The organism is Dyella sp. C9, from assembly GCF_003332825.1.
Lineage (GTDB): Bacteria > Pseudomonadota > Gammaproteobacteria > Xanthomonadales > Rhodanobacteraceae > Dyella.
Map to the genome: position 1 here is coordinate 1 of NZ_QIRF01000016.1, position 24,887 is coordinate 24,887.

General features: G+C 67.1%; 27 protein-coding genes. 21 read left to right on the forward strand and 6 right to left on the reverse strand.

The annotated features are described in order from the left end of the window. From DVU99_RS15750 to DVU99_RS15765, 4 genes are all read right to left on the reverse strand, one after another. The coding region (locus DVU99_RS15750; protein WP_114241186.1) for a Slp family lipoprotein at positions 1–541 on the reverse strand (541 nt) is incomplete at its 3' end. A 48-nt stretch (positions 542–589) separates the two neighbouring features. Further along, positions 590–2,563, reverse strand: coding sequence for a DUF3488 and transglutaminase-like domain-containing protein (locus DVU99_RS15755; RefSeq protein WP_114241187.1), 1,974 nt, complete (start codon positions 2,561–2,563; stop codon positions 590–592). Further along, entirely contained in the window at positions 2,560–3,513 is a 954-nt protein-coding gene (locus DVU99_RS15760) for a DUF58 domain-containing protein (RefSeq protein ID WP_114241188.1), read from the reverse strand. Before DVU99_RS15760 ends, DVU99_RS15755 begins: the two co-directional genes overlap by 4 nt. Further along, on the reverse strand, positions 3,513–4,454 hold the full coding sequence (locus tag DVU99_RS15765) for a MoxR family ATPase (protein ID WP_114241189.1): 942 nt from the start codon (positions 4,452–4,454) through the stop codon (positions 3,513–3,515). Before DVU99_RS15765 ends, DVU99_RS15760 begins: the two co-directional genes overlap by 1 nt. 41 nt (positions 4,455–4,495) lie before the next feature. On the opposite strand from DVU99_RS15765, the gene DVU99_RS15770 reads away from it, so the two are divergent. Continuing rightward, positions 4,496–6,094 (forward strand): glycosyltransferase family 39 protein, encoded by a 1,599-nt coding sequence (locus DVU99_RS15770; RefSeq protein ID WP_114241190.1) that lies wholly within the window; start codon positions 4,496–4,498, stop codon positions 6,092–6,094. A 10-nt stretch (positions 6,095–6,104) separates the two neighbouring features. Here the strand turns inward: DVU99_RS15770 and DVU99_RS15775 are convergent, their stop codons facing one another. Next, positions 6,105–6,689, reverse strand: coding sequence for a nucleoside triphosphate pyrophosphatase (locus DVU99_RS15775; RefSeq protein WP_114241191.1), 585 nt, complete (start codon positions 6,687–6,689; stop codon positions 6,105–6,107). Beyond that, a complete protein-coding gene (locus DVU99_RS15780; protein WP_114241192.1) occupies positions 6,686–7,141 on the reverse strand; it encodes a hypothetical protein in 456 nt (151 codons plus the stop codon). Before DVU99_RS15780 ends, DVU99_RS15775 begins: the two co-directional genes overlap by 4 nt. Positions 7,142–7,318: 177 nt before the next feature. On the opposite strand from DVU99_RS15780, the gene DVU99_RS15785 reads away from it, so the two are divergent. The 20 genes from DVU99_RS15785 (at position 7,319) to nuoE (ending at position 24,881) form a co-directional block, all read left to right on the forward strand. Then, positions 7,319–7,801: a YceD family protein gene (locus DVU99_RS15785; protein WP_114241193.1), complete on the forward strand. Its 483-nt coding sequence runs from the start codon at positions 7,319–7,321 to the stop codon at positions 7,799–7,801. A gap of 18 nt (positions 7,802–7,819) precedes the next feature. Then, positions 7,820–8,014, forward strand: a complete 195-nt coding sequence (gene rpmF, locus DVU99_RS15790; protein ID WP_038616846.1) for a 50S ribosomal protein L32 — start codon at positions 7,820–7,822, stop codon at positions 8,012–8,014. A gap of 149 nt (positions 8,015–8,163) precedes the next feature. Beyond that, a complete protein-coding gene (locus DVU99_RS15795) occupies positions 8,164–9,138 on the forward strand; it encodes a beta-ketoacyl-ACP synthase III (protein ID WP_114241194.1) in 975 nt (324 codons plus the stop codon). A 246-nt stretch (positions 9,139–9,384) separates the two neighbouring features. Next, positions 9,385–10,332, forward strand: coding sequence for an ACP S-malonyltransferase (fabD, locus tag DVU99_RS15800; protein WP_114241273.1), 948 nt, complete (start codon positions 9,385–9,387; stop codon positions 10,330–10,332). A gap of 71 nt (positions 10,333–10,403) precedes the next feature. After that, entirely contained in the window at positions 10,404–11,147 is a 744-nt protein-coding gene (fabG, locus tag DVU99_RS15805; RefSeq protein WP_114241195.1) for a 3-oxoacyl-ACP reductase FabG, read from the forward strand. A 297-nt stretch (positions 11,148–11,444) separates the two neighbouring features. Then, positions 11,445–11,684 (forward strand): acyl carrier protein, encoded by a 240-nt coding sequence (acpP, locus tag DVU99_RS15810; RefSeq protein WP_019466215.1) that lies wholly within the window; start codon positions 11,445–11,447, stop codon positions 11,682–11,684. Between the two features lie 214 nt (positions 11,685–11,898). Then, the gene (fabF, locus tag DVU99_RS15815) at positions 11,899–13,137 is read left to right on the forward strand and encodes a beta-ketoacyl-ACP synthase II (RefSeq protein ID WP_114241196.1); all 1,239 of its coding nucleotides are present in this window, start codon (positions 11,899–11,901) and stop codon (positions 13,135–13,137) included. 43 nt (positions 13,138–13,180) lie between these two features. Further along, positions 13,181–14,509 (forward strand): aminodeoxychorismate synthase component I, encoded by a 1,329-nt coding sequence (locus tag DVU99_RS15820; protein WP_232823633.1) that lies wholly within the window; start codon positions 13,181–13,183, stop codon positions 14,507–14,509. Then, positions 14,509–15,339, forward strand: a complete 831-nt coding sequence (gene pabC / locus DVU99_RS15825; protein ID WP_114241198.1) for an aminodeoxychorismate lyase — start codon at positions 14,509–14,511, stop codon at positions 15,337–15,339. Before DVU99_RS15820 ends, pabC begins: the two co-directional genes overlap by 1 nt. Continuing rightward, positions 15,336–16,373 carry an endolytic transglycosylase MltG gene (mltG, locus tag DVU99_RS15830; protein ID WP_114241199.1) on the forward strand — a complete coding sequence of 346 codons (1,038 nt, stop codon included), beginning with the start codon at positions 15,336–15,338 and terminating at the stop codon, positions 16,371–16,373. The genes pabC and mltG overlap by 4 nt, the downstream gene beginning before the upstream one ends. An 89-nt stretch (positions 16,374–16,462) precedes the next feature. After that, positions 16,463–17,104: a dTMP kinase gene (tmk, locus tag DVU99_RS15835; RefSeq protein WP_114241274.1), complete on the forward strand. Its 642-nt coding sequence runs from the start codon at positions 16,463–16,465 to the stop codon at positions 17,102–17,104. Further along, a complete protein-coding gene (gene holB, locus DVU99_RS15840; RefSeq protein ID WP_114241200.1) occupies positions 17,101–18,036 on the forward strand; it encodes a DNA polymerase III subunit delta' in 936 nt (311 codons plus the stop codon). The genes tmk and holB overlap by 4 nt, the downstream gene beginning before the upstream one ends. Positions 18,037–18,159: 123 nt before the next feature. Beyond that, positions 18,160–19,752, forward strand: a complete 1,593-nt coding sequence (locus DVU99_RS15845; RefSeq protein WP_157971462.1) for a glycosyltransferase family 39 protein — start codon at positions 18,160–18,162, stop codon at positions 19,750–19,752. 1 nt (position 19,753) lies between these two features. Further along, positions 19,754–20,683, forward strand: coding sequence for a PIG-L deacetylase family protein (locus DVU99_RS15850; RefSeq protein WP_114241202.1), 930 nt, complete (start codon positions 19,754–19,756; stop codon positions 20,681–20,683). 109 nt (positions 20,684–20,792) lie between these two features. Continuing rightward, a complete protein-coding gene (locus DVU99_RS15855; RefSeq protein WP_114241203.1) occupies positions 20,793–21,149 on the forward strand; it encodes a PilZ domain-containing protein in 357 nt (118 codons plus the stop codon). Positions 21,150–21,428: 279 nt separating this feature from the next. Beyond that, a complete protein-coding gene (locus DVU99_RS15860; protein ID WP_114241204.1) occupies positions 21,429–21,785 on the forward strand; it encodes an NADH-quinone oxidoreductase subunit A in 357 nt (118 codons plus the stop codon). Beyond that, positions 21,776–22,333 (forward strand): NADH-quinone oxidoreductase subunit B family protein, encoded by a 558-nt coding sequence (locus DVU99_RS15865; protein WP_026034090.1) that lies wholly within the window; start codon positions 21,776–21,778, stop codon positions 22,331–22,333. Before DVU99_RS15860 ends, DVU99_RS15865 begins: the two co-directional genes overlap by 10 nt. Before the next feature lie 18 nt (positions 22,334–22,351). Then, a complete protein-coding gene (locus DVU99_RS15870) occupies positions 22,352–23,080 on the forward strand; it encodes an NADH-quinone oxidoreductase subunit C (protein ID WP_114241205.1) in 729 nt (242 codons plus the stop codon). 2 nt (positions 23,081–23,082) lie between these two features. Continuing rightward, positions 23,083–24,336, forward strand: a complete 1,254-nt coding sequence (locus DVU99_RS15875; protein ID WP_114241206.1) for an NADH-quinone oxidoreductase subunit D — start codon at positions 23,083–23,085, stop codon at positions 24,334–24,336. Between the two features lie 17 nt (positions 24,337–24,353). After that, entirely contained in the window at positions 24,354–24,881 is a 528-nt protein-coding gene (gene nuoE, locus DVU99_RS15880) for an NADH-quinone oxidoreductase subunit NuoE (RefSeq protein ID WP_114241207.1), read from the forward strand. The last annotated feature ends 6 nt before the right edge of the window (positions 24,882–24,887 follow it).

Here is a 24,887-nt window from a genome sequence, read left to right on the forward strand (position 1 = left end):
CTGCGTGTCTCGTGGGCTCGCAGATGTGTTTAAGAGCCAGGCCCGGACCCCAGTAGGGGCCCCAGAACGGGTCATACCAGCCCGGCGGATAGGGGTTCACAACGCGCTTGGGCCACAGGTAGACGACGCTCGCTTCGACGCGCGGATAGGCGTAGGTGTAGTCGCCCACCTTCTCGGGCTTGGTGCCCTGCAGCACGCCGGTGACAGTGATGTCGCGACCGCGGGTGAATACCTCAGGATCATAGAAGCCGGCGCGGCAGGCCACGAAGCGGCCCTGGGTCTCGCCGTTGCTGCTGGGTGCACTCGGGCGGGCTTCGCTATCGAGCGGACGCTGCAGGACGTAGAAACAGGTTTCCTGGGGACCCGGCTCGGTCTTGATGATCTGACCGCCCCAGCGCACCTGCACGGCACCGGTGTTGCCCTGCTGGGCGGCCACCGAGGTGATGTCGGTATATGTGCCTTGCAGCGGCTGCGGCACCGTTGCGCAGGCCGCCAAGGTGGCAACAGCGGTCGCGAGAATCAACGGCTTGTACATGGACATGACGCTTTCTCCATCGTGTAGTGGATGCGACGCATCCACGGTTCAATATCATTTGACCACGCGACGCGGTCGAAAGTCCCGTGCGGCTCGTCGAAAGTTTTTCAGAAGTTCCGCCGGTGGCTGTTCATGGGCGTAGCGCAATTCCAGATACGTCCTCTTCAATCGCTCCAGGTCCGCGCGTTGGGCGGGGAGTGCCCGTGCCGCCCGGCTGAAGTAGTGCTGTGGTCCTTCGTTGTGCCGACGTGCCACGCCCACCGTGGCCAGCCGCCGCTCCAGCAGCAGCATCGCGGCGCGCGCGGGATCGGTCGTCGGGCGTTGCCAGAGTGCCCAGGCCAAACCCAGTACCGCGAACAGCGACCCTCCGATGGCAAGCAGCATGCCCAGCGTGCCCGCGTCGGCATCGTGCAGACCAAACGGCGTCAACAGGCCATGCTGTCGAAGCGTGTCGAAGCCGATAACGCCTTGGTTCCACCACCGGTTGACGATATCCCAGTGGTTGCGCAGGCCGAGCCACCATTGGTTGGGCGACCAGTCGGAGCTCGCCGCTGCGCTGCCGGCGCTGCCCTGGTCGACATGGTCCGCGCGCACAGAGGCGGTGGGATCCACGCGTACCCAGCCGCTGCCGGCGAGCCATACTTCGCTCCATGCGTGTGCGTCTGATTGACGCAGCAACAAGTAGTTGCCGAGGGTGCTCCAGTAGCCGCCCTGGTAGCCGGTGACCACGCGTGCAGGGATGCCCGCGGCGCGCATCAGCACGGTGAACGCCGATGCGTAGTGTTCGCAGAACCCCTCATGGGTGGAGAACAGGAAGTCGTCCATGGCGTTGCGGCCAAGCGGAGCCGGTCCCAGCGTGTAGCGGAAACCGCCGTCGTGGAACAGCTGCAGGGCCGAACGCACGATGGAGGCGTCGTCGTGTCCGTGCTGGGTTCGCCAGCGCAGGCCCAGTTCGCGGGTGCGCGGGTTGTAACCGGGTGGCAGCTGCAGGTCGAGTCGGCGCTCCAGCGGATCGAGATCGGGTTGCAGGCGGTAGTCCAGCGCCGAGCGCACCGTGTAGGTGCGCACATCGGTGACGGGCCTGTCGGCGAGTACTTCGCGGGCGGCACCGAGCTGTGCCTGTGAAGGCGCCTGCAGCGGCACGTCCAGCGCCGGCAGCACGCGCTGGTTGTTGGCCTCCAGCGTGACGGTGTAGGTGATGGAGCGGCCCGCCAGTACCGGCGCCGGAGGCGCCTGCATGTCCGCGCGCTTCCAGCGGACACCGTCGTAGTTGGGCAGCACATAGGCGCGGAAGTAGCGCTCGGCATTCGCCGGGGGCGAGCCGTCGAAACTCACCCGCATTGCGGCCCGGTCGTCATTGAGCAGTTCGGAGAATTCACCGGGCGACATCTCGTCGCTGAGGCCGGTGCTCGACTGCGCCGGGTTGGGGGCGCCCCACAACGGGGAGTTGAGGCGGGGCACCAGCACGAAGGCCAGCAAGGCCAGCGGCAGGGATACGGCGAGCAGGCGCAGGGGCGGCAACAGCTCGCGGTCCAGGCGGGTGGGCGTGTTCGAGGGCTCCAGCGCGCGCAACGTCCCCAGCGCGGGCACCAAGCCAAGCGCGACGACGAAGGTGGCGACCATGCCCTGGTCGAACAGCAGCGCGGCCATCAGCGTGAAGCAGGCGAAGGCGGCACCCACCCGGGCGTCGCGCGGCGACTCCGTTTCCAGCAGCTTGAGCACCAGCAGGCCCACCGCGAGGGCCGCACCCGGCTCGCGCCCGAACAGGTTGCCGTACTGGAAGATCACCACCGCCGCGAGCAGGGCAACCAGCGGCAGTTTCAGGTAGGCGGGAGCGCGTCCGCCGTAGCGTCTGCGTTGCCACCAGCGTAACCCCAGCGTGGCGGCAAGCGCCGTGCTGAGCAGCACCGGTATGTGCGGGGCGTGCACGCCGAGCACGACGGCCACGGTCAGGCACAGCAGGTCGAACGGGCGCTCGCCCAGCGGGGGATGAGGTTTGCGAGTCCGGTGGAACAGCTTGCCGATCATGGCAGCCTGGCCAGCGCGTTCATGCAGTGGGCGTAATGGCTGGGGCCGTGGCCCATGCCGATTTCTTCGTCCGGCAGCCACAGGCTGGTCGGGCGTCCGACGGCTTCGGCCTCGCCCAGCCAGCGGGCAAGCCGGGCAATCCGCGTTTCATTCGGCAGGGCCTGCAACTGGCGCCAGTCCAGTCGCCACTCCTCCTGCGATTCGGGTTGCTCGAAATCCTTCACCAGCAGGTGTTCATGGCGGGCGCTGTGCTTCCAGGCGATGTGACGCGTTGGATCGCCGGCGCGGTAGTCCCGCAGCGCCGCGATGTCTTCACCCTGATGCAGTCGTCGCCGTTGCTCGCTGTCGTCGGGCAGCAGCGGAGGTGGCCCGGCGAGCTCCGGGCGGGGCCATACCAGCACCGCGTGGTCGGGATGGATCCAGCTCCAGGCGTGGAACAGGCCCAGCGGCCAGTTGCTCCACAGCTTGAAGCGCGGCAAGGCCTGCCAGCCGCGCTGGGTGGTCGCCAGCTGCAGGATGATCCGGGTCTCGCCGGAGCTGGCGGTAAAGGCCATCGCCTGTTTGTCCAGTTCGGCATGAACCGACGGATGCACGTGGTCGCCACCCTCGAACACGAGGTGCAGATCGAGCGGCTCGCCGGCCAGTGCCTGGCCCTGCCGGATGGCGCCGAGCCGCAGTCCATTGAGGCTGCGGAAGGCGACCAGCATGCTGGCGGCGCTGGCTGCGCCCAGCAGGCAAGTCAGCAGCAAGGCCGCATTGTTGTTGTAGTTCAGCGAGCCGACCAGCATCACCAGCAATAGCACCGTAAAGCCGGCGCCGAAACCGGTGGGCACGATGTAGATGCGCCGCCGGTGCAGCGTGATGGGCAGGCTTTCCGGGCGCTTGTAACGGGTTAGTGCAGGCAGGCGTCGCTCGGCCCAGGCCTGCAGGCGACGATAGGTCGCCAGCATCAATCCACCGCGACGTCGGCGAGCAGCTGACGGGCGAGGCTGTCGCCGCTGGCGCCCCGGGTGGGTACCAGTCGGTGCGCGGCCAACGGCACGAAGACCGCCTGGATGTCTTCTGGCAGCACGTACTGCCGTCCGCTGAGCAAGGCCCAGCTGCGCGCCGCACCCAGCAGCGCCAGGCCGGCGCGAGGCGACAGGCCGACACGCACGTCGGCATGGCGGCGGCTGGCGGCGAGCAGCGCCTGCAGGTAATCGAGCAGGGCGGAGCTGGCGGTGACGGCCTGCGCCTGGCTGGACAGCTGGCCCAGGCTTTGTGCATCCAGTTGCGGCGTCAGTTGGGCGAGCAGGTCGCGGCGGTCGCTGCCGGTCAGCAGGGCGCGTTCGGCGGCGGCGTCGGGATAGTCGAGCGAGACCCGCAGCATGAAGCGATCCAGCTGGGAGTCGGGCAAGGGGAAGGTGCCGGCGAGGTCCAGCGGATTCTGCGTGGCCACCACGAAGAAAGGTTGCGACAGCACGTGGGTCTGGCCATCCACGGTGACCTGGCTCTCCGCCATCGCTTCCAGCAGTGCGCTTTGCGTTTTGGGCGTGGCGCGGTTGATCTCGTCGGCCAGCAGCAGGCCGGTGAAGATCGGCCCGGGGTGGAAGCGGAACTGGCCGGTCTCGCGCTCATAGACGCTGACCCCGATAATGTCCGACGGCAACAGGTCGCTGGTGAACTGCACGCGCTGGAAGTCGAGCGCGAAACTGGCGGCCAGCGCATGGGCCAGCGTGGTCTTGCCCACGCCCGGCACGTCTTCCAGGAGCAGGTGCCCACCGGCGATCAGACAGGTGAAGGCGAGCTTCACCTGGCGAGGCTTGCCCAGCAGCACGCGATTGACCTGGTCCATGGCGGCTTCCAGGCGCGTGCCCAGTGTTTCTTGGTGCAATGGAGTAATGGCGGACATGGGTTTCTGGCAGCGGGGAAGGACGATGCAGGGCAAGGCGCGTGCGTGACGAAGCCAGTGTAGCCGTGGGCCTCGCGCGCTGGCGAGGTGCATTCGTCACGGCATTCGTCGTCGTGTTCCTGGTCAAGCTGATGCTTGCTGCCCACCTGTCGCCATTCGGTGACGAGGCGTTCTACTGGCAGGAAAGTCGCCACCTCGCCTGGGGCTACAGCGACCTGCCACCACTCACCGCGTTGTTGATCCGCCTGGGCGAGACGGTGGCCGGGCACGGCCTGCTCGGCATGCGCTGGCCGTTCCTGCTGGCCGGTGCCGCTTTGCCCTGGCTGGTTCGCGGTTTTGCCCGTGAGGCCTTCGATGAGCGAACCGGCTGGCAGGCGGGCCTGCTGTGCCTGGCGATGCCGCTGGCGGGCAGCCTGGGCGTGATGGCGGTGCCCGATGCGCCGCTCACGGCCGCCATCATGCTGGCCGTGCTCGCCCTGGCGCGGGCCATGCGCCGCGACCGCCTGCGCGACTGGCTGTGGGTGGGCATCGGGCTCGGCATCGCCTGGCTCACGCATTACCGCGCGGCCATGCCCATGCTGGCGGGGCTGCTGCTTTGCACGTTCACCGCACGCGGCCGCCGCCAATGGCAGCGGCCGGGCTTGTGGCTTGCGCTGGCCGTGGCGGCGCTGGGTCTGGTGCCGCTGGTGATCTCCAATTGGCAACAACGCGGCGCGGGTGTCGCCTTCCAGCTGGTGGAGCGCAACCCCTGGAGCTTCCAGCTCGATGCGTTGGCCCAGCCTCTGGAGCAGGCCCTGGCCTGCACGCCGTTGCTCTATGCACTGCTGTTGTGGGCAGCCTGGCGCAGCTGGCTACGGCGCGACGACGAGCGGGCGCCGTGGGACGTCATCGCCGCGGTCTCGGCCAGCTTCATCGTGTTCTATTTCGTGCTGGGCTTGTTCGCCGATGACCTGCGGTTCCGGGCGCACTGGCCGTTACCGGGCTATCTACCGCTGCTGGCGGCCTTGCCGGTGTTGTTGCGTGAGCGTCCGGTGTGGCGGCGCGGCTGGCTGCGGGCAGCGTTTGCCCTGGCTGCGGTGGGGCAACTGGCCGCGCTGGGATACCTGGGGCTGGCGGCGCACGAGAACGGTGCGCAGGTGCTGGCCGGCGTGAAAGCGTTTCCGGCGCGTTTCGTTGGCTGGCGCGAAAGTGCCGACGTGGCGAGGCAGCTTCTGCAGGCGCGTCCGGGCGTGCTGGTGGCGGACAATTTCATGCTGGCCGCCGAGCTGGATTTCGAGTTGGGCGGCAGCGTGCCGGTGTATACGCTGGACAGCCCGCTGAATGTGAAGCATGGGCGGGCGCCCCAGTTGGCGATCTGGCAGCGCGACGAAGCCTCGTTGCGCCGCATGCATGGCGGTGAGCCCATGCTGCTGGCGGTTGATGAGCGCGCGCTGGGAGTGCGTGAGCGTGCTCCCTGGCTGCGCACCCTGTGCGGTCGCATCGACGGGTCGCGGCTGGCCCAGCGCCTGGACCTGTTCGGCGGGCGCCGTCGCATGGCCTTCTACGAAGGGCGGGTGCCTTCCAGTCCGGTGGGGGCGGTCATGGCCGATGAGCAGTGTCTGCCGTGGCAGGAGGCCTACCGGGCGGAATCGGGCGGCTGAAGATCCGGTCTCAGGGCAGGGCGAGCCCGGCTTCCCTCAGCATCCGCGCAAGCGCGATGAGCGGTAGCCCGATCAATGCACTTGGGTCCTCGTTGTCGATGCGCTCGAACAGGCTGATGCCCAGCCCCTCGCACTTGAAGCTGCCGGCGCAGTCCAGCGGCTGCTCCCGGGCGATGTAGCGCTCGATCTCATCGGTCGCGAGGCTGCGGAAATGCACCCGGGTGTGGTCCACATGGACCTGCGCCTGGCCTGAGCGGGTGTCGTAAAGGCAGAGGGCGGTATGAAAGTGCACTTCGCGGCCCGAGCTTGCCGACAGTTGCTCGCGCGCCCGCTCCATGGTGCCGGGCTTGTCCAGCACCAGGCCTTCCAGCTCGGCGACCTGGTCCGAGCCGATCACCAGGGCGTCTTCCAGCCCGTCGGCGGCCGCCCGTGCCTTGGCCACGGCCAGGCGCCGGGCCCGATCGCTGGGCTGTTCGTCCGGCAGCGGGCTTTCATCCGTGCCGGGGGATCGCTGCTGGAAGTCGTCGACCAGCCGGCGCAGCAGTTCGGCCCGATAGCGCGAGGTGGAGCCAAGCACGACGGTAGGCAGGCTCACGCGTCGTGCTCCCGTCGCAGGTGCTCTCGCATGGCGCTGTCCAGGTCGTGCTGGGCCCGGTCCAGGGCGGCCAGCAGTGGGCGCAGCCGTTCGCGGGTGCCATTCATGGCGGCCACGGCCTCGTCCAGCTGTTGCTGGGTGGCGCGAGGCGCCTGGTCGCGGATCCAGATGCGCTGCTGCAATAGCGAGCGCAGGCCGGCGTCGATGGCGTGGCGGGCCTCCTGCTCACTGCTGGCGGGCAGGTCGGGGTTCACCGACATGACGGCATGGGCCTGCTGCAGGCCGGTCCGGCAGGTCTTGAGATCGGCCTCCAGCCGGTCAGCCAGTTCAAGCAGCTGGCGGACGCTGCCGGAGCGCCGTTCGGCGCGGCGCCGGTACAGTACGCCCAGGCAGACCAGGGCCAGGGCGAGCACAAGCAGGACGGCCAGGCCGAGCGGCAGGTAAGAGTTCACGGAGGCGGCCGGTCGAGAGGAAGGCAGGGCCTGAAGTCTGCCGTACTGGAAGCATTCAGGCAAAATGGCGTCCGACGCCCGTTGAGGTCCGCACAACCCGTTGACTTCAACGTGTTGTAATCCTAAGATTTCGCGTCTATGTCCGTGACACTGCCAGAGTCCGTGGACGCTTGGCGCATGGTCTCGGCGCGGCGTTCGTTCCAAGGGGTACTGCCCGTAGCCGCCTTGTCGCGACTGGGCGAGGCCCTGGCCGGTACGGAAGGAACAGCGCAATACGAGCTGGATTTTGGCCGCGACGAGTTCGGCACGGCGTACCTCGACGTTCGCGTCCAGGCACCGCTTACGCTGACCTGCCAGCGCACGCTTGAGCCGTTCGTGCTGCCGGTGACGGTAGACAGCAGGCTTGGGCTGATCCGGCTCGAACGGGAAGAAGCAGCGCTGCCGCCGGGTGTTGAGCCTCTGCTCATCGCCGACGACGGCAAGCTGAACCTCTCGGATGTGATCGAAGACGAATTGTTGTTGGCGCTGCCGCTGGTCCCGGTCAATCCGGACAGCGCGTTGCCCGAAGAAGTAGTAGGCCCCGGGCCAGAGGAATCCTCCTCGGGCGAAGGGCGTTCCGATAACCCGTTCGCGGTTTTGCGCGAACTCAAGAAACGTTGATTTAGCTGGAGCCTCGCCATGGCCGTTGCCAAGAGCCGCAAGACCCCGTCCACCCGCGGCATGCGTCGTTCGCACGATGCGCTGAAGTCCGTGCAGCTGGCCACCGATCCGACCAGTGGCGAAGTGCACCTGCGCCACCACGTCACCAAGGATGGCTACTACCGCGGCAAGAAGGTCATCGACACCAACACGGCGGTGGTCGAAGAGGATTGATCGATCCCGCAAGGGATGCGATTCCGCATGGCGGCGCGATTTCGCGCCGCTTTGCGTTTATGCGATCACCCACGTAACGTTGGCAGGTTGGTCAGGGGGCGCGGCGTCACGCGCTGCCCATCCGTCGCAACCCGCTGCATGGAAAGTTAATGGCCCAGATCTATGCCCGCATCACCGGCACCGGCAGCGCGCTGCCCGAGCGAGTGGTGACCAACGCCGATCTCGAGAAGATCGTCGAAACCAGTGACGAATGGATTCGTACCCGTACCGGCATCCAGCGGCGCCACATTGCCGCCGAGGGCCAGACCACGGGTGACCTCGCCACCGAGGCTGCGCAGCGCGCCCTCGAGGCGGCCGGCGTCAAGGCCTCCGAAATCGACCTGATCGTGCTGGGCACGACCACGCCGGACATCATCTTCCCGTCCACCGCTTGCCTCGTGCAGCACCGCCTGGGCGCCAATGGCTGCGCCGCGTTCGACGTCAACGCAGCCTGCTCGGGCTTCGTCTATGCGCTGGGTGTCGCTGACAAGTTCATTCGCAGCGGCCAGTCCAAGAAAGTGCTGGTGATCGGTGCCGAAACGCTGACCCGCATGATCGACTGGAACGAGCGCGAGACCTGCGTGCTGTTCGGCGACGGTGCGGGCGCCGTGGTGCTGGAGGCCTCGGAGGAACCCGGCATCTACGCCACGCTGCTGCACGCCGATGGCGGCTTCAAGCACCTGTTGTTCAACCCCGTGGGCGTCTCGGCCGGCTTCACGGACGAGCCCAATCACGGCGTGCGCATCAACATGGCCGGCCGCGAGGTGTTCAAGGTCGCCGTGAAGACGCTCGACTCGCTGGTCGACGAAACCCTGCAGGCCGCCGGCATGGAAGCCTCGCAGATCGACTGGCTGATCCCGCACCAGGCCAACCTGCGCATCATCGAGGCGACGGCCAAGCGCCTGGGCATGCCGATGGAGCAGGTGATCGTCACCGTGCAGGAGCACGCCAATACCTCGGCCGGCTCCGTGCCGCTGGCACTGGATTACGCGGTGCGCTCGGGCAAGGTGAAGCGTGGCCAGAATCTGCTGCTGGAAGCGTTCGGCGGCGGTTTCACCTGGGCGTCGGCGCTGCTGCGCTATTGAGCGTCGGTGTCGTTTTCTGCAACAAGGCCGCCTTTGGGCGGCCTTGTTGTTTCTAGGGCGAGGGCGCGGCTTTGTTCGCATGTCGCGGGCTGGAAGCGGGCTCCAGGTATCTGGTTTTGGCGCCCCCGCTACCCCTGGCCAACCCCACCGTGCGCCACGCTTCGCGGCCCTTGTTGCCAAATACAGCTGCGTATGGCGCGCAATGCTGGCACCATTCCGTTTTTCGATTCGGACGCACCCCGTTCCATGACCCAGACTGCCGCCAACCTCGCTTTCGTTTTCCCGGGCCCGGGTTCGCAATCGGTGGGCATGCTGGCCGAGCTGGCCGCTGTCCATCCCGAAGTGAGGGCTACCTTCGACGAAGCGTCCCAGGGCGCGGGCGTCGATCTGTGGTCGCTGGGCCAGCAGGGTCCGGAGGATGAGCTCAATCGCACCGAGAACACGCAGCCCGCGCTGCTTGCGGCGAGCGTGGCGGTGTGGCGCGTGTGGCAGAAGCTCGGTGGCGCACGGCCGGCGCAGCTCTCCGGCCACAGCCTGGGTGAGTACAGTGCCCTGGTCTGCGCTGGTGCGATTTCGCTGCACGATGCGGCAGCGCTGGTGGCCGAGCGCGGCCGCCTGATGCAGGCGGCGGTGCCGCCGGGCGTCGGCGCGATGGCCGCCATCCTGGGCGGCGACGACGCGCAGATCGCGGCCGTGTGCGAAGAGGTCGCGCAGGGCCAGGTGGTCTCGCCCGCCAACTTCAATTCGCCGGGCCAGCTGGTGATCGCCGGCAATGCCGAGGCGGTGGATCGCGCGCTGGCCAAGCTGGCCGAGCAGGGCGTGAAGAAGGCCATCAAGCTTGCCGTGTCGGTGCCGTCGCACTGCGCCTTGATGCGCGACGCCGCCGATCGCCTGGGTGAGCGCATGGCCTCGATCGCATGGCAGCAGCCGGCCATTCCCGTGGTGCAGAACGCCGAGGCCCGCAGCTACGACTCGCTGGACGACATCCGCGCCGCGTTGCAGCGCCAGCTGTACCTGCCGGTGCGCTGGACCGAGTGCGTGCAGGCGCTGGTTGCCGGTGGCGCCACGCGCGTGGCCGAGGCCGGTCCGGGCAAGGTGCTTGCCGGCCTGATCAAGCGCATCGACAAGAGCGTCGAGGCGCGCGCCATCGGCACGCCGGCCGAGCTCGATGCCGCCCGCGCCGAGTGGGCTTGAGCCGGCCGATCGCACACCCCATTCATGCGGCTGGACGCATTGACGTCCAGCCATCCAAAGGGAACTGACAGATGAGCAAGACACTGCAAGGCGAGATCGTCCTGGTCACTGGCGCCAGTCGTGGCATCGGCGCGGCGATTGCCGACGAGCTGGCTGCACTGGGCGCCACCGTGATCGGTACCGCCACCAGCGAAAGCGGTGCGGCCGCGATCGGCGAGCGACTGGCTCCGCACGGCGGGCACGGGCGCGTGCTCAACGTGACCGGGGAGGGTGCCATCGAGGCGCTGGTCGACGGTATCGCCAAGGAATTCGGTGCAGTGTCGATCCTGGTCAACAATGCCGGTATCACTCGCGACCAGCTGCTGATGCGCATGCGCGACGAAGACTGGCAGGCCATCCTCGATACCAACCTCACTTCGGTGTATCGGGCCTCCAAGGCGGTCATGCGCGGCATGATGAAGGCGCGCAAGGGCCGCATCATTTCCATCGCATCGGTGATCGGCCTCACCGGCAATCCGGGCCAGGCCAACTACGCCGCCGCCAAGGCCGGCATCATTGCGTTCTCCAAGTCGCTGGCCCGTGAGATCGGTTCGCGCGGCATCACGGTCAACGTGGTGGCCCCGGGCTTCATCGACACCGACATGACGCGCGCGCTGCCGGAGGAATCCAAGCAGGCGCTGCTGGGCCAGATCGCACTGGGGCGACTGGGCGAAGCTCGCGACATCGCGCAGGCGGTGGCCTTCCTGGCCTCCCCGGCAGCGGCTTACATCACGGGTGAGACCCTGCACGTCAACGGCGGCATGTACATGCCGTAAGGCGTGAGGAAGCGGCGGCAAACCCCGCTGCTCCCAGCTGTTTCAAACGTCCGGGCAGTCTTCCAGCCTCGCTGGAGCACTGCCTGGCGCGCCGGCACGGGCCGGTTTAACAAGGAGTTGTCGCACACAGCTTCGTTTTAGGCGACAATTGCTTCTTTCGCGCCGGTCCCGTGGCCTGCGTTTTACATCGTCGGAGGATCGTGGCGGCCATGCGGCTTAGCCACTACAATCCGCCGGCCAAATGTCGGCCTTGTGGCCGGCGTGACAGGTAACTACTCCTTGGGAGGTATTGGCAACATGAGCACCATCGAAGAGCGCGTCAAGAAAATCGTCATCGAGCAGCTGGGCGTGAAGGAGGAAGAAGTCACGGCGAACGCTTCGTTCGTGGACGATCTGGGCGCTGATTCGCTGGACACCGTCGAGCTGGTGATGGCCCTTGAGGAAGAGTTCGAGACCGAGATCCCGGACGAGGAAGCCGAGAAGATCACCACGGTGCAGCAGGCTGTTGACTACATCAAGGCCCACACCAAGGAGTGATCACTCCGTCGTGACGGGCGTTTCGCGTGATGCGTCCGTCCACAGGTGATATCGGAAGCTGCGCCATACTGGCGCAGTTTTCGTTTCTGCATTTTGCAACGTCCGATCCCGTATGGTGCGCGCACGCGCGCCGCGCGGCCCGGATGACGTGGCCGCGATAGCGCGAATTCCTGCCGTCGATGGCAGTGCCACGGAAACACGAGGGAAGATCAGCATGAGCAAACGACGTGTGGTTGTAACCGGACTCGGCATCATCTCGCCGGTCGGCAACGATATCGCTACTGCCTGGGACAACATCCTCAAGGGCGTCAGTGGCATCGGTGAGGTTACCCATTTCGACGCCACCGCCTATGCCACGCGCATTGCCGGCCAGGTACGCGATTTTGATCCGGCGGCATGGATTGCCCCGAAAGAGATCAAGAAGATGGATCCGTTCATCCACTACGGCATCGCCGCGGGCACGCAAGCCCTGCGCGATTCCGGCCTGGAAGTGACGGAAGCCAATGCGCCGCGCATCGGCGTGGCGGTGGCGGCCGGCATCGGCGGCCTGCATACCATCGAGCACACCTCGATCGAACTGCACGACAAGGGCCCGCGCCGCGTGTCGCCGTTCTTCGTGCCCAGCTCGATCATCAACATGGTCTCCGGCCACCTGTCGATCATGTACGGCCTGAAGGGCCCGAACATCGCCTGCGTGACCGCGTGCACCACCGGTACGCACAACATCGGCCTGGCCGCGCGCATGATCCAGTATGGCGATGCCGACGTGATGATCGCCGGCGGTGCCGAGTTCGCCACCACCGGTACCGCGATGGCAGGCTTCTGCTCGGCCAAGGCCATGTCCACCCGCAACGACGAGCCGACCAAGGCGAGCCGTCCGTGGGACAAGGACCGCGACGGTTTCGTGCTGTCTGACGGCGCCGGCGTGCTGGTGCTGGAGGAGTACGAGCACGCCAAGGCCCGTGGCGCGAAGATCTACGCCGAGCTGGTTGGCTTTGGCATGAGCGGCGACGCCTTCCACATCACCGCCCCCAGTGAGGGCGGCGAAGGTGCGGGTCGTTGCATGGACAGCGCACTCAAGGACGCCGGCCTCAACCCGGTCGACGTGCAGTACATCAATGCGCACGGTACGTCGACGCCGCTGGGCGACCTGGGTGAGGTGCTGGCTGCCAAGCGCGTGTTCGGCGACCACGCCTACAAGCTGGCGATGAGCTCGACCAAGTCGGTGACCGGTCATCTGCTGGGTGCCGCCGGTGGCGTGGAGGCGATCTTCACCATCCTGGCGCTGCGTGACCAGGTGCTGCCGCCGACCATCAACCTGGACGAGCCGAGCGAAGGCTGCGACCTCGACTTCGTGGCGCACACCGCGCGCGAAGCCAAGCTCGACGTGGCCATCTCCAACTCGTTCGGTTTCGGCGGCACCAACGGCACGCTCGCATTCCGTCGCGTTTGAGCGGCGTGAACTGATCGACGTGTCCAACGTCCATCGTCGTACCCTGCACGGCCGGCGCGATCTGCTCGCGCCGGCCGCTGCATTTCCGGGCCGCTATCCCGGTTTGCTGCAGAGCGTGACCCATGGCACGCCACAGTCGCGCTACGACATTCTTTTCGGCTTTCCGCAGCACAGCCTGGCGCTGCATGCGGATGGCCGCCTGGTCGACGGGCATGGCAACGAACGCCCGGGCCGTTTTCTCGATGCGCTCGACCACGACTGGCTGGCCGAGCGCCTTCCGGGCGGTGGTGCGGATGACCTGCCATTCCACGGCGGCTGGCTGTTGCTGCTGGCCTACGAGCTTGTGGGCGAGATCGAGCCGCGCCTGAAGCTGCGTCCGCCGGCACCGTTGCCCACGGCGCTTGCGTTGCGTTGCCCTGCCGCCATCGTGGTCGACCACCTGCGTGGCTGCACCGTGCTGATCGCGGAAGAGGGGCATGCGTCGCTGCTGGACGCCATGGAGGCGGACCTGTCGGCCGTTGCCGAGCTGCCACGGATGCCTGCGCCCGAGCGCTGCGGCGAGGATGCGCCCGCCCTGTTTCTCGATGGCGTCGCGCGTATCCATGAACACCTGCATGCCGGTGACATTTTCCAGGTCAACCTGTCCCGCGCCTGGCACGCGCATTACGCCGAGCCACCGCGCGCCGCCCAGCTTTACGCCGCGTTGCGGCAGGCCAATCCGGCACCGTTCGCGGGCCTGTTGCAGCAGCCGGCATGGGCCGTGGTGAGTTCCTCGCCCGAGCGGCTGGTGGAGGTGCGCGGCGGCCTGGCGCAGACGCGGCCGATCGCCGGCACGCGTCCGCGCATGCCGGGGGATGACGAGCTGGAGCGTATCCGTGAACTGGCCACGCATCCGAAGGAGCGCGCCGAGCACGTGATGCTGATCGACCTCGAGCGCAACGACCTGGGACGCGTCTGCGTGCCCGGCACGGTCGAGGTCAACGAGTTGATGGTGGTGGAGAGCTACGCGCACGTCCATCACATCGTCTCCAATGTGCGCGGGCGCCTGCGTGATGACGTCACGCCGGGCCAGGTGATCGCGGCGACCTTTCCGGGCGGCACCATCACCGGTTGCCCCAAGGTGCGTTGCATGGAAATCATCTCGGCGCTGGAGCATGCGCCGCGTGGCGCGTATACCGGCGCGCTGGGTTACCTCGATCGCAACGGTGACCTGGATCTCAATATCCTGATCCGTACTTTCACCCTGTCGGGTTGTGAGGTGACCCTGCGGGCTGGCGCCGGCATCGTGGCCGATTCGGTGGCGGACAAGGAACTCGACGAAACGCGCGCCAAGGCGCGCGGGCTGTTGCGTGCATTGGGAGTGCAGGGGTAATGGCCGCGTCGGGGCGCGTGCTCGTCGATGGCGTGCCGACCGGCACGGTGTCGGCGTTCGATCGCGGGCTGGCCTATGGCGACGGCCTGTTCGAGACGATCCGCCTGGTGCAGGGCAGGGCGCCGCTGTGGTCGAGGCATCTGCGGCGCCTGCTCGAGGGTGCCGTGCGACTGCGCCTGCCGGCGCCGGATCCGGACCTGCTGTGGCGTGAAGCCATGATGGTCAGCGCGGGACTGGAGCACGCCGTCGTGCGCCTGACCGTGACGCGCGGCCTGGGCGAGCGCGGTTACGCGCCGCCGCTGTCGGCCACGCCCACGCGTGTGGTGGCGGCTTTCGACGCGCCGGCCATGCGCGGTGATGCGTATGCACAAGGCGTGCGCGTTCGCTGGTGCGAGACGCGCCTGGCGACACAGCCGCTGCTGGCGGGCATTAAGCACCTCAATCGCCTGGAGCAGGTACTGGCCCGGGCGGAGTGGAGCGATCCGGCCGTCGCCGAAGGGTTGCTGTGCGACCTGGACGGCCATCCGATCTCGGCCACCATGTCGAATCTGTTCGCCGTGGTCGATGGGGTGTTGTCGACACCCATGCTCGATCGCTGCGGCGTGGCCGGCGTGGCCCGTGCCGAAGTGCTGGCTGCCCGCGAAGGTGTCGCCGTGGTGCAGTTGGACCGGGCTGCGCTGGATCGGGCCAGCGAGCTGTTCCTCACTTCCGCGGTTCGCGGCATCCTGCCTGTTCAGGCCGTGGGCGATAACGTGTATGTTCCCGGCCCAGTTACCCGTGCCCTGCAGCAGCACTGGCGCGGGCTGGGTTTTCCGTTGGAGCAGGCATGAGTGGATTGAAGATGCAGGGGCGGGCGCTCTGGAGCGTGCTCGCGGTGGCGGTGTTGCTGGTGGTGGCCGGCAGCATCGTCTACGGCTGGCTGGACTACCAGCGTTTCGTGCGTACGCCGCTGGCCGTCACGGCGCAGGCGCCCAGTGTCGATGTGGCCAAGGGCAGCAGCCTGCGCGACGTGGTGGGCATGCTGCGCGGGCAGCGCGCGACCAGCACCGGACCACTGTACTGGCGCGTGCTGGCCGAGCAGCTGCACGTGGCCGGCCGCCTGCACGCGGGCGAATACGCGCTCACCGCCGGCATGACCCCGCGCGACCTGTTGCTGAACATGGCGGCGGGCAAGGTGCTGCAGCGCAATTTCACCATCGTCGACGGGTGGAACTTCAAGGAGCTGCGCCAGGCCCTGGCCAAGGCCGACAAGCTGCGCCAGGACGGGGCGGGGCTGGATGATGCCGCGCTGATGACCCGCATCGGCGCCCCCGGCGAGGCGCCGGAAGGCCGCTTCCTGCCCGAGACCTATGCCTACGTGAAGGGCGACAGCGACCTGGACATCCTGCGTCGCGCTCATGCCGCCATGGGCAAACAGCTCGACGCGCTTTGGGCACGGCGCGCCAAGGACCTTCCGCTGGCCACGCCGTACGACGCGCTGATCCTGGCCTCCATCGTGGAGAAGGAAACCGGCCGTGCCGACGAGCGTCCGCGCATTGCCGGCGTGTTCGTGCGCCGCTTGCAGAGCCACATGCTGCTGCAGACCGATCCCACCGTGATCTACGGCATGGGCGAAGCCTATACCGGCAGCATCCACAAGGTGGACCTGACCACCGATACCCCGTACAACACCTATACGCGGCCCGGCCTGCCGCCCACGCCGATCGCCATGCCCGGCAAGCCGGCGCTGGAGGCGGCGCTGCATCCGGCCGACGGCACCGAGCTGTACTTCGTCGCCAAGGGCGACGGCACCCATGTGTTCTCCAGTACGCTGGACGAGCACAATCGCAATGTGGCCTGTTACCAACTGAAGCGTTGCCAATGAATGGAGACCCTGGTCATGGCCCCGCCATGCTCCGCGTCGCGCACCACGCCAAGGCGGCACACGAACTCAACCCGAACCACGTTGGAACCATGACCAGGCTCTCTAGAGGCAAATTCATCACGCTGGAGGGCGGCGAAGGCGCCGGCAAGAGCACCCTGCTGGCCGGCCTGCAGCAGTATCTGGTCGACCAGGGCGTGTCCCTGGTGCAGACGCGCGAGCCGGGCGGTACGCCACTCGGCGAGGCGGTGCGTGCCATCGTGCTCGACCCCGCGCAGCGTGGCATGTGTGCCGAGGCGGAGTTGCTGCTGATGTTCGCCTCTCGTGCCCAGTTGGTGCGCGAATGCATCGAGCCGGCGCTGGCCGCTGGCAAGTGGGTGTTGTGCGATCGCTTCACCGATGCGAGCTATGCCTACCAGGGCGGTGGCCGTGGCGTGGCGGTCGACCGCATCGCCACGCTGGAGCAGTGGGCTACCGACGGGCTGAGGCCCGACCTGACCTTGCTGCTGGACCTGCCGGTAGCCACCGGGCGCGCTCGCGCCGCGGGGCGCGGCGAGGCCGATCGCATCGAGGTGGAGGCTGACGCCTTTTTCGAGCGCGTGCGGGCCGCCTATCGCGCACGCGCGGCGGCCGAGCCTGAACGCTTCCGCCTGATCGATGCCAGCCTCAGTCCGGCGCAGGTGCTGGCCGCGGCGATCGACGCCACATCCCATTTGTTCGGGGTGAATGCATGAGTGCGCCGCCATGGCACGCCGAGCACTGGGCCAGGTTGCAGGCGCGGCGTGAGCGCAACGCGATGCCGCATGCCTTGCTGCTGTGTGGGCCGGCCGGCCTGGGCAAGCGCGATTTCATGCATCGTTTCGCCCAGGGGCTGCTGTGCACGCAGGCCGTGCAGGGCGAGCCATGCGGCCAGTGCCGCAGCTGCCAGCTGTTCGTTGCGGGCACGCATCCCGATTACGCCGTACTCAGCTACGGCCTGCGCAAGGATGGCGTGCAGCGCAGCGAAATCGTGGTCGACCAGATCCGTGAACTGTCTGCGCGACTGGCCATGGCCAGCCAGTTCGGCGGTTGGCAGATCGTCTGCATCGATCCGGCCGACGCCATGAACACCGCGGCAGCCAATGCGTTGCTGAAGACCCTGGAAGAGCCGTCTCCGCAGACGCTGCTGCTGCTGGTCGCCGACGCACCCTGGCGCTTGCCGCAGACCATCCGCAGTCGTTGCCAGCGCATCGAATTCCATTTGCCGTCCCGCGACGTGTCGTTGGGCTGGTTGCGCCAGCAGGGCGTCAAGGATGCCGAATCCGCGCTCGATGCGGCGGGCGGCAATCCTGGACTGGCGCGCGCCTGGGCGGAAGAGGGCGTGCTGGCCCGGCGGCTGGAGGTGCGCAAGGATCTGGGCGCGCTCGCAGCCGGTCGTGGCGAGGCGCTGGAGGTGGTCAAGCGCTGGCTGGACAATGAGCCGGAGCAGCGCTTGTGGTTTGCGGCCCAGGCCGTTGCCGACGAAGTGAAGGCGCGCGCCTCCGCCGCGACGGGGCCGCTGGCCAGCCAGCTCGATGCCGAGGCGCTCGACCAATGGTTCATGTTGGCCAACCGCACGCGGGAGTCCTGGCGTGGCCCGTTGCGCGGCGACCTGCTGCTGCTCGAATTGCTCTCGCGCTGGCGCTGAGGCTGGCGCGTATCGTGATGTACGTAAGCATCGGGAAAGCCCGGTGACAGGACCCCTGCCTACGCTCTCTTGATGATGTCCCCCTCGCAGCACCGCCTCCCCATCTGGCCCTGGATTACCCTCTTGCTCCTGCTGGTCCTCCGACTGGCATGGCTCAACGCGTACACGCTCAATTCGGACGAAGCGCAGCATGCCCACGTGGCGTGGGCGTGGGCGCAGGGCTTGCAGCCCTATCGCGATGTGTTCGACAACCACGGGCCGTTGTTTGCCTGGCTGCATTCGCCGCTGCTGCGGCTGCTGGATGACCGCGCCGACGTACTGACCTGGCTGCGGTTGGCGATGCAGCTGTGGTACGTGATCGCGCTGGCCGCGACCGGCTGGATGGCGCGGCGCCTGTACGGCTGGCGCCTGGCGCTGGCGGTTGTGCTGCTGGCCGGCTTGTTCCCGCGCTTCTTCGTGGTAAGCGGCCAGTTCCGCACCGATGACATGTGGATGGCCATGTGGCTGGCCGGCATGGCTGTCGTGGTCGGCGCGGCGCCGCGGGCCTGGCGTTATTTCCTTGCGGGGTTGCTGGTGGGCTGCGCGCTGTCGGTCTCGCAGAAGACCCTGGTGCTGTTGGTGACGGCGTTGGTGGCCGCGGCAATCGTGCGCCTGCTGCAGCCGGCCGGCGCGCCGCGTGCCGGATGGCGCTGTTGGCTGGCAGGTGTGGCCGGCCTGTTGCTGGTGCCGGCGATCTTCACCCTCTGGCTGGCCAGCAAGGGGTTGCTTGGCGATGCCTGGTATGGCCTGGCCGGTTACAACATCGGGGGTGCCAACAAGCGGCATGCGCCGCTGCAGGCCTTGTGGTTCCTGATCTCCGCGGCGCTGGTGGTGGGGCTCATCGCGCGCGAGGCCCGCCGTCGTGCGCTGCCGCGCTACGATTGGACGCTGTATTTTGCACTGCAGGGCGGCCTGTACCTGCTGCTGATCTGGTTCGTCTGGCCGCTGGTGACGCGCCAGGATTTCCTGCCCGTGTTGCCCACCCTCGTGCTGGCGGCCTGTGGCTGGGCTGCGCACTGGGAGTGGCTGGGCCAGCGGCCCCGCCTGCGGGTGGTGCTGCTGTTCGTGGCGCTGGGCGTCGAACTGGCGGGCGTGTTCGCATCGGCGCCGCCGTGGCAGGATCGCCTCGCCGCGCAGCGCGCGGAGCTGGCCATGGTGCTGCGCTATACCGACAAGACCGACACCGTGATGGATGCCAAGGGCGATTCGATCTTCCGCATGCGCCCGTACTATCCCGTACTTGAGAGCCTGGCCCTGCATCGCATCCGCAAGGGGCAGATGACCGACACCATCGCCGACGAGTTGGTGAGCCATCGCACCATGCTGGTGGTATTGCGCCGCCTGTCACGGGCCAGTGCCCGTTTCGTGATGCTCAATTACGTGCCGGCGGGCGGGGACGTGTGGGTGGCGGGACACATGCTTCCCACCCATGATGTCGACCAGACCATCGACGTGAAGGTACCCGGAGACTACGTGCTGACCGACGGACACCAGCGACTGAGCGGCAGCCTCGATGGCGGTCCGGTGGCCGACCACTGGGTGCTCGAGCGCGGCGTCCATCATTTGAAGGTTGCATCGGGCAATCCCGTGGCCATCGTGTGGACCCAGGCGTTCGAGCGGGGCTGGCGACCGCTGCCGCCTCCGCCGCCGACCCCGCCCCGGGGCAGGCGGCACTGACATGGCATTGAGTCTCAACGCCAGCACCCGTCTGCTGGTGGTCGCACCGCATCCGGATGACGAATCCATCGCCACCGGCGAGCTGATCCAGCAGGTGCGCCAGTCCGGCGGCGAGGTTCGCATCCTCCTGTTGACCAACGGCGACAACAACCCGTGGCCGCAGCGCTGGGTCGAGCGCAGGCTGCGCATCGGCAGCGACGAGCGTCGTCGCTGGGGCGAGCGCCGGCGCAGCGAAGTCGGGCATGCGCTGGCGCAGCTGGGCGTGCCGGCCGAATCGCTGACGGCGCTGGGCTGGCCGGACATGGGCCTGACCACTCGGTTGTGCGACAAGTTTGAGCCGACCCTGGCCGCTGTCCGTGAGGCGCTGGACGCCGCCCGGCCGAACCTGCTGGCACTGCCGGCGCTGGGTGATCACCATCCGGATCACGGGGCGGCTCACGTGATCACGCGGCTGGCGCTGGCGCAGTGGCAGGGCGAGCAGCCCGAACTGCTGGCTTACCTGGTGCACGGCCATGAGGGCGAGACGAGTGGACGGGTCAAGCTGGATTCCTCGGTCGGCCTGCACGCCAACAAGCTGGCTGCGCTGGCCTGCCATCGCAGCCAGATGGCCCTGAGTGGCAAGCGCATGCGCCGCATGGCCGACCGGGCCGAGCACTACCAGTGGGCAAGAGGCGTCGATCGTGGGGCGGGCGCGCCCATGCTGCCATGGCAGCCTTCGGTTGCACTGCAGCCCTGGCTGCACCTGCTGGTGGCCGACGAACGCGGGGTGCGCGGCTGGCCGTGGGCCAAGGCGCCGCTGGTGCGGGACGGGCAGGGGCGGTATGCCCTGCATGACGGTCCGGAGGACCTGGCCGGCCCGCGTTTCGTCAAGTTGCACATGAACCTGCCATCCCCCTGGATCTTCGATCGCTGGGGCTGGCGCGAGCTCTGAGCGGCCGCCGCCGTCACATTCTGTCGACAACTCGCTTGTCGCTGGGGCTTGGCGCTCGTTACGATGCCACCGAGGGGAGCCGCCGCAGCGGCTCGCAGGAGCCGCCGACATGAATCCCGCCATTGCCGCCCGCCAGGGCATCATTTCCTTGAAGATCAAGGACACGGCGTCGCTGTATAACGCCTACATGCCTTATCTGAAGAATGGCGGACTGTTCGCGCCCACCGCCCAGAGGTACTCCCTCGGCGACGAGGTGGTCCTGCTGATCAACCTGACGGACGAAGGTGAACGCCTGTCGGTGGCCGGCAAGGTGGTCTGGGTCACCCCGGTGGGTGCGCAGGGCAACCGCACGGCCGGCATCGGCGTGCAGTTCAACGAGTCGTCGGACGGTGAAATCGCCCGGACCCGCATCGAGAACATCCTCGCCGGCCTGACCACCTCAGAGCGCCCGACGCACACCATGTAAGACCTTTGTAGTAGAAGGCCGGGCCGGGCCGCCGCGAGGTGCCCCTGGATGCCTGCAAATTGCCTTCCAAATACCCGTCAAGGCTTGTTGTTGTTAAGCGCGCTGATACAATGTCGCGATTCCCGCCTCTGATCGTGGAAAGTCGGACGTTCGCGGCCCCCAGATAGCGCGATCGTGGTGTGCAGCCCGCGGCCTTCACCGGCCCGCCGAGTCCAGTTCCAGACCGTTTCCCCCAACGGTCACTGATGCGCCAATGAAGGCGCGGAGGTACGTTTCACCGTGCTTGCCGAATACTGGCCCATTCTGCTCTTCATCGGCGTTGCCGCCGGCCTTGGCGTGGTGCTGCTGGCCATTGGCCTGCTGGCTGGCCCTCGCCGTCCCGAGGCGGAGAAGCTCTCGCCCTACGAGTGCGGCTTCGAGGCCTTCGAGGATGCCCGCATGCGCTTCGACGTGCGCTACTACCTGCTGGCGATCCTCTTCATCATTTTCGACCTGGAAATCGCCTTCCTGTTCCCGTGGGCAGTGGTGTTCCAGAAGATCGGCATCATCGCGCTGATTGAAATGGCGACGTTCCTGCTGCTCTTGGTCATTGGCTTTGCTTACGTGTGGAAGAAGGGAGCACTGGAATGGGAGTGATCTCGTCCCTTGACCGGGTGATGCACAACCCGCAGCCGTTGAACCTCGTGGACGACATCCTGCGTCCGGCCGAGGACAATCCCGTCATCCAGCGCGGTTTTGCCACCACCAGCGTCGACGCCCTGATGAACTGGGCACGCACCGGTTCGATGTGGCCGATGACCTTCGGCCTGGCCTGCTGCGCCGTGGAAATGATGCATGCCGGTGCCGCGCGCCTGGACCTGGACCGCTACGGCGTGGTGTTCCGCCCGAGCCCGCGCCAGTCCGACGTGATGATCGTGGCCGGCACCCTGGTCAACAAGATGGCCCCGGCGCTGCGCAAGGTCTACGACCAGATGCCGGATCCGAAGTGGGTCATCTCCATGGGCAGCTGCGCCAATGGCGGCGGCTACTACCACTATTCGTATTCCGTGGTGCGCGGCTGCGACCGCATCGTGCCGGTGGACATCTACGTGCCGGGCTGCCCGCCGACGGCCGAAGCCCTGATCCACGGCATCCTGCAGTTGCAGAAGAAGATCCGCCGCACCAACACCATCGCGCGTTCCTGACAAAGGCGCAGCTGAGCCATGACTGATACTCCGATCAACTCGCTGGCCGAGCGCCTCACCGCGCGATTCGGCGACACGCTGAAGATCAGCGTCGTCCGCAACGAAGTCACCGCCGAAGTGGCCGCCGCCGACCTGCTCGCGGTGGCCACTGCGCTGCGCGACGAAACCCCGTTCCGCTTCGGCGTGCCGATTGACGTCTGCGGCGTCGACTACATGAGCTACGGCCAGACCGAGTGGGACACCGAAACCGTCTCCGGTACCGGCTTCTCGCGTGGCGTGGAAGGCGAGGCCATGGGCCGCTTCAAGTGGTCCGATCGCCCGCGTCCCGACATGCAGCCCAACCGCTTCGCGTCCGTCGTGCACATCCTGTCGCTGGAGAACAACCAGCGCCTGCGCCTGCGCGTGTTCTGCGAGGACGACTCGCTGCCGGTGGTGCCGTCGCTGACGGGCATCTGGCCGGGCGTGAACTGGTTCGAGCGCGAGTCGTTCGACCTGTATGGCATCGTCTATGAAGGCCATCCGGACCTGCGCCGCATCCTCACCGACTACGGTTTCGTCGGCCACCCGTTCCGCAAGGACTTCCCGCTGATCGGCAACGTCGAAGTGCGCTACGACCCCGAGCAGAGGCGCGTGGTGTACGAACCCGTGTCGATCGAACCGCGCGTGCTGGTGCCGCGCGTCATCCGTGACGACGCCGACCTGCTGCAGGCCAAGGCCGAGGCGGCCGACAACTGGCGGAACAACTGATCATGCAAGAGATCCGCAATTACACGATGAACTTCGGCCCGCAGCATCCTGCTGCGCACGGCGTGCTGCGCCTGGTGCTGGAGATGGACGGCGAAACCGTCGTCCGTGCCGATCCGCACGTGGGCCTGCTCCACCGCGGCACCGAGAAGCTGGCCGAATCCAAGCCGTTCAACCAGTCGATCGGCTACATGGATCGACTCGACTACGTGTCGATGATGTGCAACGAGCACGCCTACGTGCGCGCCATCGAAACCCTGCTGGGTATCGAGGTGCCGGAGCGTGCGCAGTACATCCGCACCATGTTCGACGAAATCACCCGCATCCTGAACCACCTCATGTGGGTCGGTTCCAACGCGCTCGACCTGGGCGCGATGGCGGTGTTCCTGTACGCGTTCCGTGAGCGCGAGGAACTGATGGACGTGTACGAGGCGGTGTCGGGCGCGCGCATGCACGCGACCTACTACCGTCCGGGCGGCGTCTACCGCGACCTGCCGAACCACATGTCGCAGTACCGCGAGTCGCCCTGGCACAAGGGCAAGGACCTCAAGCGCCTCAACAGCTGGCGCGAAGGCTCCATGCTCGACTACCTAGAAGCGTTCACCAGCGACTTCCCGACCAAGGTGGACGAGTACGAGGAACTGCTCACCAACAACCGTATCTGGAAGCAGCGTACGGTCGGCATCGGCGTGATCCCGCCCGAAAAGGCCCAGGCCTGGGGCATGACCGGCGTGATGCTGCGCGGCTCGGGCATCGAGTGGGACCTGCGCAAGAAGCAGCCGTACGCCAAGTACGCCGAGATGGATTTCGACATCCCGGTGGGCGTGGGAGGCGACTGCTACGACCGCTACCTGGTGCGCGTCGAGGAGATGCGCCAGTCCAACCGCATCATCCAGCAGTGCGTGAAGTGGCTGAAGGCCAACCCGGGCCCGGTCATCGTGCAGAACTACAAGGTCGCTCCGCCTCATCGTGAAAACATGAAGGAGGACATGGAAGCGCTGATCCACCACTTCAAGCTGTTCACCGAAGGCTACGGCGTGCCGGCAGGCGAGACGTACGCGGCGGTGGAAGCCCCGAAGGGCGAGTTCGGCTGCTACCTGGTGTCCGACGGCGCGAACAAGCCGTTCCGCGTGCACCTGCGCGCGCCGGGCTTTGCCCACCTGTCCTCGATGGATGCCATCGTGCGCGGCCACATGCTGGCCGACGTGGTGGCGATGATCGGTACTTACGACCTCGTGTTCGGCGAAGTCGATCGCTGAGCCCACGGGAGCCACACATGAAAGCCACCGGAAATTACGAGCAGGTCAAGAACGTCGACCCGCTCGTCGAACTCAACGAGCACACCCGTCATCACATCGACGAGTGGGTTGCCCGCTTTCCGCCGGACCGCAAGCGGTCGGCGCTGATTCAGGCGCTGTTCGCCGCGCAGGAGCAGAACCAGGGCTTCCTCACCGACGAACTGATCGTCGCCGTCACCAAGTACCTCGGCCTGCCGGCCGTTTGGGGCTACGAGGTCGCCAGCTTCTACTCGATGCTGGAAACGCGCCCGGTGGGCCGCAACAACGTTGCCATCTGCACCAACATCTCCTGCTGGCTCAACGGCGCGGAAGAACTGGTGAAGCATTGCGAGCAGAAGCTGGGCATCAAGCTCGGCGAAAGCACCGCCGATGGCCGCGTGTACCTGAAGCGCGAAGAAGAGTGCATCGCCGCCTGCGCCAGTGCGCCGGCGATGACCGTCAATGGTCACTACCACGAGAAGCTGACGATCGCCTCGATCGACCAGATTCTCGACGGTCTCAAGTAAGGGCAG

Excerpts from the sequence above, each read along its gene's own strand:
- fabD (WP_114241273.1), top strand. The coding sequence starts at position 9,385 with ATGACCCAGACTGCCGCCAACCTCGCTTTCGTTTTCCCGGGCCCGGGT.
- DVU99_RS15755 (WP_114241187.1), bottom strand. The coding sequence starts at position 2,563 with ATGATCGGCAAGCTGTTCCACCGGACTCGCAAACCTCATCCCCCGCTG.
- DVU99_RS15865 (WP_026034090.1), top strand. The coding sequence starts at position 21,776 with ATGGGAGTGATCTCGTCCCTTGACCGGGTGATGCACAACCCGCAGCCG.
- DVU99_RS15785 (WP_114241193.1), top strand. The coding sequence starts at position 7,319 with ATGGTCTCGGCGCGGCGTTCGTTCCAAGGGGTACTGCCCGTAGCCGCC.
- DVU99_RS15850 (WP_114241202.1), top strand. The coding sequence starts at position 19,754 with ATGGCATTGAGTCTCAACGCCAGCACCCGTCTGCTGGTGGTCGCACCG.
- DVU99_RS15760 (WP_114241188.1), bottom strand. The coding sequence starts at position 3,513 with ATGCTGGCGACCTATCGTCGCCTGCAGGCCTGGGCCGAGCGACGCCTG.
- rpmF (WP_038616846.1), top strand. The coding sequence starts at position 7,820 with ATGGCCGTTGCCAAGAGCCGCAAGACCCCGTCCACCCGCGGCATGCGT.
- acpP (WP_019466215.1), top strand. The coding sequence starts at position 11,445 with ATGAGCACCATCGAAGAGCGCGTCAAGAAAATCGTCATCGAGCAGCTG.
- DVU99_RS15875 (WP_114241206.1), top strand. The coding sequence starts at position 23,083 with ATGCAAGAGATCCGCAATTACACGATGAACTTCGGCCCGCAGCATCCT.
- pabC (WP_114241198.1), top strand. The coding sequence starts at position 14,509 with ATGGCCGCGTCGGGGCGCGTGCTCGTCGATGGCGTGCCGACCGGCACG.
- tmk (WP_114241274.1), top strand. The coding sequence starts at position 16,463 with ATGACCAGGCTCTCTAGAGGCAAATTCATCACGCTGGAGGGCGGCGAA.
- mltG (WP_114241199.1), top strand. The coding sequence starts at position 15,336 with ATGAGTGGATTGAAGATGCAGGGGCGGGCGCTCTGGAGCGTGCTCGCG.
- DVU99_RS15795 (WP_114241194.1), top strand. The coding sequence starts at position 8,164 with ATGGCCCAGATCTATGCCCGCATCACCGGCACCGGCAGCGCGCTGCCC.
- DVU99_RS15870 (WP_114241205.1), top strand. The coding sequence starts at position 22,352 with ATGACTGATACTCCGATCAACTCGCTGGCCGAGCGCCTCACCGCGCGA.
- holB (WP_114241200.1), top strand. The coding sequence starts at position 17,101 with ATGAGTGCGCCGCCATGGCACGCCGAGCACTGGGCCAGGTTGCAGGCG.
- DVU99_RS15855 (WP_114241203.1), top strand. The coding sequence starts at position 20,793 with ATGAATCCCGCCATTGCCGCCCGCCAGGGCATCATTTCCTTGAAGATC.
- fabF (WP_114241196.1), top strand. The coding sequence starts at position 11,899 with ATGAGCAAACGACGTGTGGTTGTAACCGGACTCGGCATCATCTCGCCG.
- DVU99_RS15765 (WP_114241189.1), bottom strand. The coding sequence starts at position 4,454 with ATGTCCGCCATTACTCCATTGCACCAAGAAACACTGGGCACGCGCCTG.
- fabG (WP_114241195.1), top strand. The coding sequence starts at position 10,404 with ATGAGCAAGACACTGCAAGGCGAGATCGTCCTGGTCACTGGCGCCAGT.
- nuoE (WP_114241207.1), top strand. The coding sequence starts at position 24,354 with ATGAAAGCCACCGGAAATTACGAGCAGGTCAAGAACGTCGACCCGCTC.